General features: G+C 71.2%; 12 protein-coding genes, 1 tRNA gene and 1 other RNA gene. 11 read left to right on the top strand and 3 right to left on the bottom strand.

Annotation, left to right across the window (positions count from 1 at the left end):
* Positions 1 to 5 precede the first annotated feature (5 nt).
* From ACM9LD_RS07485 to ACM9LD_RS07465, 5 genes are all read left to right on the top strand, one after another.
* Positions 6 to 1,034 carry an ATP-dependent DNA ligase gene (locus ACM9LD_RS07485; protein ID WP_386110659.1) on the top strand — a complete coding sequence of 343 codons (1,029 nt, stop codon included), beginning with the start codon at positions 6 to 8 and terminating at the stop codon, positions 1,032 to 1,034.
* On the top strand, positions 1,034 to 2,122 hold the full coding sequence (locus tag ACM9LD_RS07480) for a DNA polymerase domain-containing protein (protein ID WP_415676106.1): 1,089 nt from the start codon (positions 1,034 to 1,036) through the stop codon (positions 2,120 to 2,122). The genes ACM9LD_RS07485 and ACM9LD_RS07480 overlap by 1 nt, the downstream gene beginning before the upstream one ends.
* Positions 2,123 to 2,170: 48 nt before the next feature.
* Positions 2,171 to 3,694, top strand: coding sequence for an esterase-like activity of phytase family protein (locus ACM9LD_RS07475; RefSeq protein WP_415676105.1), 1,524 nt, complete (start codon positions 2,171 to 2,173; stop codon positions 3,692 to 3,694).
* Positions 3,695 to 3,769: 75 nt separating this feature from the next.
* On the top strand, positions 3,770 to 4,120 hold the full coding sequence (locus ACM9LD_RS07470) for an ArsR/SmtB family transcription factor (protein WP_224647790.1): 351 nt from the start codon (positions 3,770 to 3,772) through the stop codon (positions 4,118 to 4,120).
* Positions 4,117 to 4,758 carry an SRPBCC family protein gene (locus ACM9LD_RS07465; RefSeq protein ID WP_415676104.1) on the top strand — a complete coding sequence of 214 codons (642 nt, stop codon included), beginning with the start codon at positions 4,117 to 4,119 and terminating at the stop codon, positions 4,756 to 4,758. Before ACM9LD_RS07470 ends, ACM9LD_RS07465 begins: the two co-directional genes overlap by 4 nt.
* A 4-nt stretch (positions 4,759 to 4,762) precedes the next feature.
* On the opposite strand, the gene ACM9LD_RS07460 is transcribed toward ACM9LD_RS07465, so the two are convergent.
* From ACM9LD_RS07460 to ACM9LD_RS07450, 3 genes are all read right to left on the bottom strand, one after another.
* Complete coding sequence (locus tag ACM9LD_RS07460; RefSeq protein ID WP_415676103.1) at positions 4,763 to 6,271, bottom strand: PE-PPE domain-containing protein; 1,509 nt, start codon at positions 6,269 to 6,271, stop codon at positions 4,763 to 4,765.
* Positions 6,272 to 6,357: 86 nt separating this feature from the next.
* Positions 6,358 to 7,200, bottom strand: a complete 843-nt coding sequence (locus tag ACM9LD_RS07455; RefSeq protein WP_415676102.1) for an alpha/beta fold hydrolase — start codon at positions 7,198 to 7,200, stop codon at positions 6,358 to 6,360.
* A 90-nt stretch (positions 7,201 to 7,290) separates the two neighbouring features.
* Positions 7,291 to 7,379, bottom strand: a tRNA-Ser gene (locus tag ACM9LD_RS07450).
* A 61-nt stretch (positions 7,380 to 7,440) separates the two neighbouring features.
* On the opposite strand from ACM9LD_RS07450, the gene ffs reads away from it, so the two are divergent.
* The 6 genes from ffs (at position 7,441) to ACM9LD_RS07420 (ending at position 13,644) form a co-directional block, all read left to right on the top strand.
* Positions 7,441 to 7,535: signal recognition particle sRNA small type (gene ffs, locus ACM9LD_RS07445), an RNA gene on the top strand.
* A gap of 35 nt (positions 7,536 to 7,570) precedes the next feature.
* The gene (locus ACM9LD_RS07440; protein WP_415676101.1) at positions 7,571 to 8,857 is read left to right on the top strand and encodes an aminotransferase class I/II-fold pyridoxal phosphate-dependent enzyme; all 1,287 of its coding nucleotides are present in this window, start codon (positions 7,571 to 7,573) and stop codon (positions 8,855 to 8,857) included.
* Positions 8,858 to 8,887: 30 nt separating this feature from the next.
* Positions 8,888 to 10,192 (top strand): glycosyltransferase 87 family protein, encoded by a 1,305-nt coding sequence (locus ACM9LD_RS07435; protein WP_415676100.1) that lies wholly within the window; start codon positions 8,888 to 8,890, stop codon positions 10,190 to 10,192.
* Entirely contained in the window at positions 10,182 to 11,405 is a 1,224-nt protein-coding gene (locus ACM9LD_RS07430; RefSeq protein WP_415676099.1) for a threonine/serine exporter family protein, read from the top strand. The genes ACM9LD_RS07435 and ACM9LD_RS07430 overlap by 11 nt, the downstream gene beginning before the upstream one ends.
* A 65-nt stretch (positions 11,406 to 11,470) precedes the next feature.
* On the top strand, positions 11,471 to 12,940 hold the full coding sequence (gene phoA, locus ACM9LD_RS07425; protein WP_415676098.1) for an alkaline phosphatase: 1,470 nt from the start codon (positions 11,471 to 11,473) through the stop codon (positions 12,938 to 12,940).
* A gap of 122 nt (positions 12,941 to 13,062) precedes the next feature.
* Positions 13,063 to 13,644, top strand: a complete 582-nt coding sequence (locus ACM9LD_RS07420) for a hypothetical protein (RefSeq protein ID WP_415676097.1) — start codon at positions 13,063 to 13,065, stop codon at positions 13,642 to 13,644.
* Positions 13,645 to 13,646: the final 2 nt, after the last annotated feature.

Here is a 13,646-nt window from a genome sequence, read left to right as displayed (position 1 = left end):
GAGGCGTGGACCTCCCCGTGAACCCGCCGCTCGACCCGATGCTCGCCAAGGCCGCGAAAGCAGTGCCCGGCGAGGGCTACTCCCACGAGCCGAAGTGGGACGGCTTCCGCGCGCTGATCTTCCGCGACGGCGACGAGGTCTTCATCGGCTCCCGCAGCGGCAAGGACCTCGGCCGCTACTTCCCCGAGGTCGTCGCCGCGGCCCGGGCCGAGCTCCCCGAGCGCTGCGTGCTCGACGGGGAGATCGCCGTCGCCGTGCACCGCGAGGGCCGCAAGCGGCTCGACTGGGAATCGCTCTCCGCCCGCATCCACCCCGCCGAGTCGCGCATCACGAAGCTCTCGGAGGAGACCCCGGCGATCTTCATCGGCTTCGACGCGATCGCCATGGCCGACGTGGATCTCACCGGTAAGCCCTTCAGCGCGCGCCGTCAGGTGCTCGTCTCCGCCTACGCCGGCACCGGGACCTGCAAGATCAGCCGCGTCACCACCGACGCCGAGGCCGCTGCCGACTGGTTCGAGCGGTTCGAGGGGGCGGGCCTCGACGGGGTGATCTCCAAGCGGGTCGACGGTCACTACCTGCCCGGCAAGCGGGAGATGATCAAGGTCAAGCACGCCCGCACGGGCGAGGCCGTGGTCATCGGCTACCGCCCGCACAAGTCGCAGCCCAACGCCGTCGGATCGGTGTTGCTCGGCCTCTACCAGGACGGGCAGCTGCTGCCGATCGGCGGCATCGGTGCCTTCACCGCCGCCAAGCGGGAGGAGTACCTGCAGCTCCTCGAGCCCATGCGTACCGCCGACTCCGTGCAGGGCGAGCCCAACCGCTGGGCCACCCCGGAGAAGACGGGGGAGTGGGTGCCCGTGCGCCCCGAGCTGGTCGTCGAGTTCGACTACGACCAGATGGAGGGCATGCGCCTGCGGCACACCGCCAAGTTCAGGCGCTGGCGCCCCGACCGCGAACCGTCGAGCTGCGGCTACGACCAGCTCGAGGTCCCCGTCAACTACGACCTCGACGACGTCCTGCAGGAGGGGGAGTGATGGCCAAGGCCCCGGCAGCCGAGGTGATCGTCCCCGGGCCCGACGGTGACCGCCCCGTTCGGGTCTCGAGCCCAGACCGGATCATCTACCCCGCCACCGACCTCACGCCCGAGGTGTCCAAACTTCAGGTGGCGCAGTACTTCGCCGCCGTCGGCGAGCCGCTGCTCGCGGCCATCGGTGACCGCCCCACCGCGCTCGAACGCTGGCCCGGCGGCGTGCACCCCGGCGGCCGGCTCGCGCAGGGCCCGCAGGACAAGGACGCCGACGGCTTCTATCAGAAGCGGATGATGAAGGGCGCCCCCGAGTACGCGCAGACGGTGCGGATCGCATTCCCGTCCGGCCGCCCCGCCGACGAGCTGTGCCCCTCCGAGATCGCGATCCCGGTGTGGTGCGCGCAGATGGGCACCATCACGTTCCACCCGTGGCCGGTGCGCAGCGCCGACGTCGACCACCCCGACGAGCTGCGGATCGACCTCGATCCCCAGCCCGGCACCGACTTCCGCGACGCCGTGCGGGTCGCGGGCGTCGCCCGCGAGCTCGCCGACGACCTCGGCCTCCGGGCGTACTGCAAGACCTCCGGCAACCGCGGCGTGCACGTCTTCATCCGCATCGCGCCGCGGTGGGACTTCGTGGATGTGCGGCACGCCGCCATCGCGTTCGGCCGCGAGCTGGAGAAGCGCGACAGCGGCGTCACCACCGCGTGGTGGAAGGAGGAGCGGGGGGAGCGGATCTTCGTGGACTACAACCAGAACAGCCGCGACCGCACCATCGCCTCCGCGTGGTCGCTGCGCGCCGTGCAGGGCGCCACCGTCTCCACCCCGCTCACGTGGGATCAGCTGGCCGAGCTGCAGGACCCGCACGAGCTCAACCTGTTCTCCGTGCCCGAGCGCCTCGCCGACGGCAACCCGTGGGCCGACATGGACGAGGTCGCGCACGACCTCACGCCCCTGCTGGACCTCTGGGAGCAGCACCCCGTCGAGTTGAACTACCCGCCCGACTACCCCAAGATGCCTGGAGAGCCCCCGCGCGTGCAGCCCAGCAAGAAGGTCGCCGAGCACTGGGACGCCGAGGGCAACCGCATCGAGTAGCCGATCACCGTCCACGCGCGGTTCACGGAGGTCTGGTAAGCACAGGGCATGCGCTCGAACCGCCGCCTCGCCGTTGCCCTCGTCGCCGTCCTCGCGGGCGGCTCGCTCGCCGCCTGCTCCTCGGGTGGGGGTGACGACGCCGCCAAGCTCGACCTCAAGACCGGCACGAATTCGCCGCTCACCATCACCGCGGCGCAGCTCGCCGGGCTCGCGCAGGGCGGCGCCGTGGTCGACGTCAAGCCCACGCCCGACGGCACCGTCGAGGCGGCGAAGGGCGGCGCCCTCGTCTTCAAGCCCAAGGCGGGCTTCACCGGCTCGGTGCAGCTGAAGGCCGTCGTCTCGCCGGCGGTCGCGCTGTACTCGTCGGACATCCCGCCGCTCGCCACCGTCGGCGGCGTCTCCATCGACGGCAGCGGCTACGGCTCGTCGTGGACGCCGGTCCCTGGCGCGCCCGGCGAGTTCTACGGCCTCACCGACCGCGGGCCCAACGTCGACGGCCCGGGCAAGGACGAGAAGATCGCCGTCACGCCGGACTTCACCCCGCAGATCGGCCGGTTCAAGCTCGAGGACGGCGCCGCGGTCCTGCAGAGCGTCATCACCCTCAAGGGCCGCGACGGCCGACCGCTCAACGGTCGCAACGACACCGCCGCGCCCACGGGTGAGAAGATGCTCGACCTCGACGGCGCCGAGCTCCCGCCCACCGACCACGGCATCGACTCCGAGGGCCTCGTCGCCCTGCCCGACGGCTCGTTCTGGGTCTCGGACGAGTACGGCCCCTTCCTCGTCCACTTCGACGCCAACGGCCAGGAGCTCGAGCGCCTCCTGCCCGGCAAGGGCCTGCCCGAGGTCCTCAAGAGCCGCACGCCCAACCAGGGCATGGAGGGTCTGACGGTGACCCCCGACGGCAAGCGGCTCGTGGGAATCATGCAGTCCGCCTTGAACGTTCCCGGCCTGAGCGGCAACGCCAAGGAGGTGCCCGTCACGCGGATCGTCGCGATCGACCTCGCCTCCAAGGCCGTCCAGCAGTACGCCTACCTCCTGGACAACCCAAAGGACACCAAGAAGGCCGTCTCCGAGATCACCGCGATCTCGAACACGGAGTTCCTCGTCGACGAGCGCGACGGGAAGACCGCGCCCAAGGCGAACAAGACGATCTACCGGATCAGTCTCGACGGCGCGACCCCGCTCGGCGAGCAGAACCCCGAGACCATCGCCGGCGTGACCGGCACCGCGGAGGCGGAGGCCGCGCTCAAGGGCGCGGGCATCACCCCGGTCCGCAAGTCGGTGGCCCTCGACCTCAGCGGGCTCGTCGACAAGCTCAACCCCGCCGGGAAGTTCTTCGGCCACGACAAGGTGGAGGGCCTCGCCTCGCCCGACGGCGGCAAGACGCTGTTCATCGCCAACGACAGCGACTTCGGCCTGGCCGGGATCGCGGGCCCGAAGACGCCGTTCCAGCTCAAGGCGAAGATCCTCGCCAACGGTCTGCAGGACAGCCTCGAGGTGCTCAAGGTCGACACCACCAAGCTGAACGAGCCCACCGTCGAGCGCACGATCACGGTCACCGTCGGGTAGCGCGACCAGAACTTTCCCGGATTCCAGGTATTTCATTCTTGACTTATATAAGTTCAAAGTGAAATACTCGATCTCGTGCACGCCTTCGACGTCCTCGGTGATCCCGTCCGCCGCCACCTGATCGAGCTCCTCGCTCAGGGCGAGCTCTCGGCGGGCGAGCTGAGCGACGACGTGCGTGCACGTTTCGGCATCAGCCAGCCCGCGGTCTCGCAGCACCTGAAGGTGTTGCGGGAAGCGGGATTCGTCACCGTCCGGCCGGAGGGGACGCGCCGCCTGTACGCGGTGCAGCCCGAACCCCTGCGGGAGGTCGACGACTGGCTGGTCCCGTTCCGGCACTTCTGGGAGCCCAAGCTGTGGGCCCTGGGGACCGAGATCTCGCGCGGCAAGAAGGCGCGCCGAACGGCTACCGAGAAGGACGAATCATGACCTACGACATCGACGATCTCGCCGCGGCCCAGCCCGCAGCGGTCACCCGGCGCGCCGAGGTGCGCGACAGCGGCGAGGGGGACGTCTACGTCTCCGGCTCGCTCAGCCAGACCTACCCCACCGACGTCGCCGACCTCTGGGACGCGGTGACCAGCGCCGAGCGCCTGCCGCGCTGGTTCGCGCCCGTCCACGGCGAACTCGCCCTGGGTGGCCGCTTCCAGGTGGAGGGCAACGCCGCCGGCACCGTCCTCGAATGCGACGCCCCGCACCGCTACCTCATCTCCTGGGAGATCATGGGTGGCGCCTCGCAGGTCGAGGTCGTCGTCGAGCCCGACGGTGACGGCGCCCGCCTCACGCTCACCCACTCGGGCGAGAACGTGCGGGACTTCTACGAGCAGTTCGGCCCCGGCGCCACGGGCGTCGGCTGGGATCTCGCGTTCCTCGGCCTGAATGCGTTCCTCACCACCGGGCAGGACCGCCCCGAGGACGCCGAGGCGTTCTTCGCGACGCCCGCGGCCAAGAACCTCGTCGCGGCGGCGGCGAAGGCGTGGGCCGAGGCGACCATCGCCGCGGGCGTGCCCGCGGATCAGGCTGTCGCGCAGGGCGAGCGGACCGCAGCCTTCTTCTCGGGCGAGTAGTCGCTCAGGCTGCGGACGCCGCCACCGTCGGCTCGTCCGCGGCGGGCTCGGAGGTCTCGGTCTTCGGCTCGGTCGCCGTCGGTGCCGTGGTCTTCTCCGTCGCGCTCGCTGCCGGCTCGGTGGTCTGCTCGGCCGTCGTGCTCGGCTCGGCGGGCTCGCTCGGCTCGCTCGTCCCGACGGTGCCGGTCGGCGCGACGGTGCCGGTCGGTGCGGTCGTCGGGGACGGATCGGACTGCGGCTCCGTGGTCTTCGGCTCCGCGGTCTTCACGAGCTGCAGCACCGGCGACTGCTCCTGCGTCGTCTGCGGCGCGGAGGTCTCCGTGGTCTTCGACGCGGCTGTGTCCGCGGCGTCGGTCGCTGCGGGGGCGGTCGGCTTCGGCGCCAGGAACTTCGAGGCGTCGCCGGTGCCGGTCGCGGCCTGGCCGATGCCCTGCACGGCGGCGCCGATCAGGTCCACGCCGAGGCGCAGCGGGTCGATCACCGGGAACAGCCCGAAGGGGCTCGCGGCGCCGTAATCGCGACGGTCGTAACCGGTCTCGATCAGCACGCGGGCCGCCGGCGAGACCAGATCGACGAAGGGCGTCACCAGTCCGGTGGTGCCCGTGGCCTTACCCAGATCCAGCAGCGGCAGCATGAGCGGAAGGATCTTCGCCGGCAGTGTCACGTAGCGGGTGTCGCCGCTCACCTGGCAGTGGTTTCCGGCGGAGCAGTTCGCGGTGGCCGCCTCGACGGCCGCGCGGACCTCGTCCGGGGTGTAGCCGATCGGCGTGGCGGACGGGGCGTCGGAGCCCTTGGGAGTCAGCATCTTCCCGTGTACGTACCAGAACCCGGCGAGCGCGTTCGCGGTCGCCAGCAGGTTCGCCGGGTACTTGGGGAAGTCGGTGACGCCGTCGTATTGGAAGCCCACGTCGGTGGTGTTGATCGGACGGGTCGGGGTGCCGGTGTTCGTGGGGGTGCCGGTTCCGAAGGTGACGTCGAGGATCGGGATGTGCCCGAGGAAGGACGGCCGGGTGAAGAGGCCGCCGTTGGGGCGGCTGGCGTTGCCGATGACCACGAAGGAGACGTTGTCGGGGATGCCGCCGTTCTCGGCCAGCTGCTTCTTCACCGCCGTGACCACGGTGCCGCCCTGGGAGTACCCGAAGATCACGATCGGGGAGTCCTTGTCGGCGGCGGCGTACTGCTCGTTCAGGCTCGTCACGCCGCTCGCGACCGAGTCGTCCCACTTCGCTCCCTCGAGCCCGCCCCAGCCCGCGAGCGGGATCGGCCAGAACTCGGCGATGTAGGGCACCGGCTTCGCGACGCAGGCGGTCGCCCCGCACGCGCCGGTCGGTTGCACGTAGTAGCCGATGACGTTCTCCTGGTAACCCGTCACCTTCGACGGGTCCTTCGTCCCGGTCCCGGGGACGACGAGCACCGTCGTGGCCGCCCAGGCGACCGCGGAGACGCAGGTGAGGGCGATCGCACCGAGGACTGCGACCAGGGCGTATCCGAGCTTGCGGGCGGTATCGCGCATGACGTGGCGACCTCTCGTGTTCAGGTTGCGCTCAGTTTCGCACGACTCGTCTCGTTGTGCTTGCGAACTCAATCGCCCGCAGGCCGCTATCGGTCCGTGGCCGCCAGCGCTCGGTTCGCGCGGTCGGGGAGCAGGTGCCCCGCGCCGGGCAGCAGGGTCACCGCGTCGTCGCCGAAGACCGCGCGCGCGTGTGCTGCGGCCCGCGGACCGTCGAGCATCTTGTCCCGCCCACCGAACGCCGCGGTGACCGGCGCGGTGATCCGGCCCAGCGCCTCGTCGGCGAAGACGGGCAGGCCGTCGGTGCGAGGCCGGAACGCCCGGAACGTGAGGTCGCTGAAGGCGGCGAGGTCGCGCTCGAGGCCCGGCTCGTCCGACGGCGTCCAGCCCGTGAAGTAGCGCATCGCGGCCCGCCGGCCGGGCGCGCCCAACAGGCTGAGCAGGCCCGCGACCAGCAGCGGGGCAGTACGCCGCGGCCCGAGCCCGCCCGGCACCAGCAGGCCCAGCGACCGCACCCGCGACGGGTGCTCGGTGGCGTAGTCCAGTGCCACCCATCCGCCGAGCGACTCGCCGACCACCGCGGCGTGCGGCGCGCCCAGGGCGTCGGTCACGCCCGCGAGCCACGCGGCGTGCGCCCCGGGCTCCAGCGGCAGCCGCGCGACGACGGTGCCGCCCGGCTCGCCGGGGAGGTCCAGGGCGTGCACGCGATGGGACTCCGCGAGCCGGGAGATCTCCGTCGCCCAGTTCAGCGACGTGCCGCCCGAGCCGTGCAGGAGCACGACCGCGGGCGCACCGTCGGGCCCGGCGCTGAGGACGTGCGTCCCGTCGACGACGGTGCGCTCCACGTCCGGCAGGTATGCCGACAGCAGCCGGTCGTACTCGTCGCGCACCGCGCGGGCGCCCTCGTCGCTGCGGAATCGGTCGTCGGTCATCGCATCCCCCTGGCTCCGCCCCAGTCTGACAGGAAGTCCGCGGGTACAGGAACGGCCCGTGACCAACAGTGCTGGTCACGGGCCGATCCGTGGCGGAGGATAGGGGATTTGAACCCCTGAGGGCTATTAACCCAACCCGCGTTCCAGGCGAGCGCCATAGGCCACTAGGCGAATCCTCCGTGGACCACTGTAGACGAAGGCCCCCGTCGACCCAAACCAGCCCGGACCCGTATAGTGGTCCACGGACTCCGCGCGGCGTCCATCCTGTGAACTCCCCCAGGGCGGGAACGCAGCAAGGGTCAACGGGCTCTGGCGGGTGCGCGGAGTCCCCTTTTATGTCCGGGCCCGAAGACCGCCGGAGGCGCATCCGATGTCCACGTACGTGTCCCTGAGTCAGTCCGAACTCGCCGACGTCTACGCGAAGCTGACGGGGCTGTTCGAGACGCTGAAGGCGCAGGGGCTGAAGCTGGACCTCACCCGCGGCAAGCCCGCCCCCGACCAGCTGGACCTGTCGAACGCGCTGCTGGCGCTGCCCGGCGAGGGCGACTACCGCGCCGCCGACGGCACCGACACCCGCAACTACGGCGGCCTCGCCGGCCTGCCCGAGCTGCGCGCGATCTTCGGTGAGCTGCTGGGCATTCCCGTCGCGAACCTCTACGCGCAGAACAACTCCAGCCTGGAGATCATGCACCGCCTGATCACCCTGGCGTGGATCCACGGCACCGTCGACGGCGAGCGCCCGTGGGGCGCCGAGGAGACGGTGAAGTTCCTCTGCCCCGCGCCCGGCTACGACCGGCACTTCGCCATCACCGCCGAGTTCGGCATCGAGATGATCGTGGTGCCGCTCAACCCCGACGGTCCCGACATGGCGGTCGTCAAGGAGCTCGCCGCGAACGATCCCGCGATTAAGGGCATCTGGGCCGTGCCGAAGTTCTCCAACCCGACGGGCTCGGTGTTCTCCGAGGAGGTCACCCGCGAGCTGGCGTCGATGCCGACCGCCGCGCCCGACTTCCGGATCTTCTGGGACAACGCCTACGCCGTGCACGCCCTGGTGGGCGACGCACCGTCGGACCCCGACATCCTGGGCCTGGCCGCCGAGGCCGGCCACCCGAACCGGCCGTACGTGCTGGCCAGCACCTCGAAGATCACCTTCGCGGGCGCCGGCGTCAGCTTCCTCGGCGCCTCGGCCGAGAACCTGGCCTGGTACGGCAAGTACACGGGCCTGACCTCGATCGGCCCGGACAAGGTCAACCAGCTGCGGCACGCCCGTTTCTTCGGCGACGCCGAGGGCGTGCGCGCGCACATGCGCAAGCACCGCGACCTCATCGCGCCCAAGTTCGCGCGGGTCCTGGAGATCCTCGAGGACCGGCTCGGCGCGGCGAAGGTCGCGTCCTGGAGCGAGCCCACGGGCGGGTACTTCATCAGCCTCGACGTGCTCGACGGGACGGCCAAGCGCACCGTCGACCTGGCGAAGGAGGCGGGCATCGCCCTGACCGCCGCCGGCGCCACCTTCCCGCACGGCGAGGACCCGCACGACCGCAACATCCGGCTCGCGCCGACCTTCCCGTCCATCGCGGAGCTTGAGACCGCAATGGACGGCGTGGCGACCTGTGTACTCTTGGCTTCTGCTGAAAAGCTGATGTCGCAGCCCGAATAGGGGCCGCGCCTGAGCAGGAGGATCGCGCCGGTGGCGGACGAGAACAGCCGGCGGTTCCCCCGGCAGTGGTGGGTGCTGGCCCTCTTCGCGGTGTCCGCGGGCGTGGCCGTCTGGCAGCAGTTCGTCCGGATCCCGTTCTCCACGCCGATGTACGGGCTGTTCCACAACCAGATCGACGCCGAGGTCTACCGCAAGGGCGGCGAGATCGTCGCGCACGGGGGCGACGGGCTGTACGACGGTCCGCTGCTCAACGAGATCCTGCCCTTCACCTACACCCCGTTCGCCGGCGTGCTGTTCGTGCCGCTGAGCTGGATGTCGACCGACGTGCTGCGGTGGGTGTGGTCCATCGCCGTGATGCTCGCTCTGCTCGCCTGCATCCTCATCGCGCTCCGGCTCGTCGGCTTCGTCCGCGACGGGCGGGTGTGGTTCGCGGCGATCTGCCTGACGCTGGTGGCGACGGTGCTCGAGCCCGTCCGCACGACCCTCTGGTTCGGCCAGATCAACGTCTTCCTCATGCTGCTCCTGCTGTGGGACCTCGGTCGGCCCCCGGGCGCGCGGTTCAAGGGCTTCAGCATCGGCATCGCCGCCGGCATCAAGCTCACGCCGCTGTTCTTCCTCGCCTACCTCGTCGTCACGCGGCAGTGGCGCGAGGCCCGCACGGCGCTGGCGACGCTGGCCGGCACCGTCGTGATCGGTTTCATCGTGATCCCGCAGCAGTCGTGGCAGTACTGGTCGGGCACGTTCCTCGACGCGAACCGCGTGGGCGAACCGAACCAGGTGGGCAACCAGTCCATCAACGGCCTCATCGCCTACCTCACCGACGCGGAGAAGCCGTCGACGGTCGTCTGGCTGGCGGTCGCCGTGCCCGCGGCCCTCGCGGGTCTCGCGGTCGCGGCGTGGGCGTACCGGCGCGGCGTGGTGCTGCTCGCGGTCACCGTCGTGGGGCTCACGGCGTGCGCGGTCTCCCCGTTCTCGTGGGGCCACCACTGGGTGTGGATCGTGCCGCTGCTGGTGCTCCTCCTCGCCCTCGCGATGCTCACCGACGACCCGCGCCGGCGGGTGCTCGCGCTGGTCGCGGCCGCCGGTCTCGTCGCCGCGACCTTCATCTGGGTCACCTACTTCCCGACGCTGCAGCCGACGGGGGTCGACGACGTCCACGACACCTACGCGATCGGCATCTTCCTGCGGCCGATGGACAACCCCGTGCTCAAGGCGCTCGCGGGCGGGGTCTACGTGTGGATCTTCGTGGTCACCCTGATCGGGTCGGCTTGGTACCTGCGGAGCACGGACGGGTCCGTGCCGGCGAGCGCGGAGCCGGCCGCCCGTGCAGCCTGACCGGGTCGAGGACGACCGCCGCCTGCTCGCCTACCTCGGCGCCGCGATGATCGCGGGCGGCCAGCCCGTGCACGAGGTCGAGGACGAGCTCAAGAGCGTCGCCACCGCGATGGGGCACCCGCTCGCGCAGATCGGCGCCACCCCCACCGGGCTCACGCTGGGCCTCGAGCCGGGCGCCGCCGCGACCTTCGAGTCCGTCGACGGGCCGATGCGGCTCGACCAGTCTGCCGTGGTCGCCGACGTGCGCCGGGGCCTCGTCGCCCGGACGCTCTCCGTCGACGAGGCCTTCGCGCGACTCGGCACCCTGCGCTCGCTGCCGCACCACTACCCCCAGTGGGTGCAGGACGTCTCGTGGCCGGTGATCGCCGTCGGCATCGCGATGCTGCTGCAGCCCGGCTGGCCCAACATCGCCGCCGCGGCGATCGGCGGCGTCGTCGTGATGCTCTTGGTCAAGCTCGCCGGCCGAGTGCGGCTGGCCGCGACGCTGCTGCCCACGATCGCCGCCTTCACGGTGGGCGCGGGGGTCTTCGCCGCCGCGCAGGCCGGGTGGCTCGACGGTCCGCTGCGCACCCTCCTCGCGCCGCTCGCGGTGCTCCTCCCGGGCGCGCTCATGGTGACCGGGATGTCGGAGCTCGCCGCGGGCGCGATGGTCGCGGGCAGCGCCCGGCTCACCTTCGGCACCGTCCAGCTGCTGATGTTCTCGCTCGGCATCCTCGCCGCGACGACCGCGCTGGGGGTCGGGCCGGAGCTGCTGGTCAACGAGCGGGTGAACCAGCTGGGCTGGTGGGGCCCGCCCGTGGGCCTGGCGCTGATCTGCGTGGGGGTGTGCCTCAACGAGGGCGCGTCGATGCGGCTGCTGCCGGCGATCGGCCTCGTGGTCGCGGCCGCCTTCGGGGCCCAGCTCGCGGGGCAGCACGTCTCGGGCGCCGTACTCGGCGGCTTCCTCGGCGCGATCGCGGGCAGCCTCGGCGCCGCGCTGGTCGCGTACCTACGGCCGCAGCTCCCGCGTCTGGTGGTCTTCCTGCCCGCGTTCTGGGTGCTGGTGCCGGGCAGTCTCGGGCTGTTGTCGGTCACGTCGGTGGGCATCGATCCCGAGCAGGGCGCGCGCACCGTCGTGGACGTGGCGGCCGTGATCTGCGCCCTCGCTCTCGGCCTGCTGTTCGGCTCGGCGCTCGCGCAGGCGATGATCGGGCGCGCCGAGCGGGTTCGTTAGCCGGGATCACGGGAAGTTCACCCGCGCATGGACCTATGTTCACATGCGCATGTTTCGCTGCAGCAATGACGAAACTCGGTAGGGGCAAGGCCCGGACGGCGCTCGCCGTCAGCGCGGTGGCGGTTCTCGGCGTGGTCGGCGCGTGCGGCAGCAACGACGGCGGCCCCGGCACGTCCGGCGACACCGCCGCGAAGGTGGAGATCAACCGCCAGGCGGCGGGCGACATCACTACGCACGGAGGCGCCAAGCGCCTCGCCGGCGACCAGACGCAGGCCATCGCCGAGTCCATCCAGCGCTCCACGGCCAAGAACGTGATCCTCGTGATCGGCGACGGCACCGCCAACCAGGAGCTGACCCTCGCCCGGGACTACCAGTGGGGCGCGGGCGGGAAGATCCCCGGCATCGACGAGCTGCCGCTGTCCGGCGACTACACCACCTACGCCCTCGATAAGACCACCAAGAAGCCCGACTACACCACCGATTCCGCCGCGTCCGGCACCGCGTGGTCCACCGGCACCAAGACCTACAACGGCGCCGTCGGCGTCGACGTGAACGGCAAGCCGCAGCGCTCCATCCTCGAGATCGCCCGGGCCAACGGCCGCAAGACCGGCAACGTCACCACCACCGAGCTGCAGGACGCCACCCCGGCCGTGCAGGTCGCGCACGTGGCCCAGCGCAAGTGCTACGGCCCCGTCGCCACCAAGGAGAAGTGCAGCTCGGACGCGCTGGAGAACGGCGGCCTCGGGTCGATCACCGAGCAGCTGATCGCCGCGCGCGCCGACGTCACTCTCGGCGGCGGATGGAAGACCTTCCAGGAGACCGCGACCGCCGGCGAGTACCGGGACAAGACGCTCGAGGCGCAGGCCAAGGAGCGCGGCTACCAGATCGTGCGGTCGGGCTCCGAGCTCGACGCGATCAGCACCGCGAACCAGGACAAACCGGTGCTCGGCGTCTTCGCCGACGGCAACCTGCCGCGCCTGTGGGACAAGGCCACCGCCACCAAGGACGGCGGCCGCGAGCCCGCGGTCACCTGCGCGCCCAACCCCGCGTTCGGCGCCACCCCGAAGCTCGCGTCGATGACGAAGAAGGCCATCGACCTGCTCAAGGGCGACAAGGGCTTCTTCCTCCAGGTGGAGTCCGGATCCGTCGACAAGGCCAACCACGACGCCGATCCCTGCGGCCAGATCGGCGAGACGGTCCAGCTCTCCGAGGCGGTCACCACGGCGCTCGAGTTCGCCAAGCAGGACAAGGACACTCTCGTCATCGTCACCGGCGATCACGCGCACACCAGCCAGATCATCGAGGCGGGCACCGTCACGCCCGGCCTGACCCGCACGCTGAACACCAAGGACGGCGGCCTGCTCACCGTCAACTACGGTACGTCGCTCGACCCGGGCGAGGAGCAGCACACCGGCGGCCAGGTCCGCATCGCCGCGTACGGCCCCGGCGCCGCCAACGTCGTGGGGCTGACCGACCAGACCGACCCGTTCTTCTACATCACGGACGTGCTGGGCCTGGATCGCGACAAGAAGTAGCAGCCCGCTGAGCGGCGGCCCGGATCGATTTCCGGGCCGCCGCTGTCGGCTTTCGCCCTTCTCCGCCGACGGTCCGCCCGCTACCGTGGGTGCAGACGCAAACGTCGAGGGGGAGGGCCCGCATGTATCCGAACGCCGCACCGCCGGTGCCACGCATCTATCGCGCGCTCGCGCTGGTCCAGGCAACGATCGCCGCGCTCACCCTGGTGGGCCTCGTGATCTGGTGGATGGCGACGTACCCGACGATGAGCGAGGACTACGACGACGACTTCGGTCTCGGCGTGATGATGTTCCTCATGCTGACGCCCACGCTGATCCAGGTGGCGCTGCTGTTCGTGCCGCTCATCGGCCTGGCAGTCTTCGTCGCGCGCGGCTCCCTGCCGGCCCGGGTCGCGAGCTGCTGCATCTGGGGCGCGCTGATGCTACTGGGGCTCATGGCCGTGCCGGTGCACCCGGCCTACGTCCTCGTGCTGTTCGTCGCCCTGTGCATGCTGCTCGCGCTGTCGTTCGCCGGTCGGCTCGGCGGCCCGCGCCCCGCGGGCCCGCCCATGCCGGGCCCGGGTGCGTTCGTGCCACCTCCGCCCTATCCGACGGGGCAGTTCCCCGCGGTCCCGCCGCACCCCACCGGGCAGTTCCCCGCCGATCCGCCGCACCCGTCGGGGCAGTTCCCCGCGGTCCCGCCGCAGGAGGAGAAGCGGCCGTGACG

The organism is Tsukamurella hominis (assembly GCF_965137015.1).
GTDB lineage: Bacteria > Actinomycetota > Actinomycetes > Mycobacteriales > Mycobacteriaceae > Tsukamurella > Tsukamurella hominis.
The sequence above is the reverse complement of the archived record's forward strand: the minus strand, read 5'-3'. Positions and strand labels throughout refer to the sequence as shown.

Excerpts from the sequence above, each read along its gene's own strand:
- ACM9LD_RS07480 (WP_415676106.1), top strand. The coding sequence starts at position 1,034 with ATGGCCAAGGCCCCGGCAGCCGAGGTGATCGTCCCCGGGCCCGACGGT.
- ACM9LD_RS07475 (WP_415676105.1), top strand. The coding sequence starts at position 2,171 with ATGCGCTCGAACCGCCGCCTCGCCGTTGCCCTCGTCGCCGTCCTCGCG.
- ACM9LD_RS07465 (WP_415676104.1), top strand. The coding sequence starts at position 4,117 with ATGACCTACGACATCGACGATCTCGCCGCGGCCCAGCCCGCAGCGGTC.
- ACM9LD_RS07460 (WP_415676103.1), bottom strand. The coding sequence starts at position 6,271 with ATGCGCGATACCGCCCGCAAGCTCGGATACGCCCTGGTCGCAGTCCTC.
- ACM9LD_RS07455 (WP_415676102.1), bottom strand. The coding sequence starts at position 7,200 with ATGACCGACGACCGATTCCGCAGCGACGAGGGCGCCCGCGCGGTGCGC.
- ACM9LD_RS07440 (WP_415676101.1), top strand. The coding sequence starts at position 7,571 with ATGTCCACGTACGTGTCCCTGAGTCAGTCCGAACTCGCCGACGTCTAC.
- phoA (WP_415676098.1), top strand. The coding sequence starts at position 11,471 with ATGACGAAACTCGGTAGGGGCAAGGCCCGGACGGCGCTCGCCGTCAGC.
- ACM9LD_RS07420 (WP_415676097.1), top strand. The coding sequence starts at position 13,063 with ATGTATCCGAACGCCGCACCGCCGGTGCCACGCATCTATCGCGCGCTC.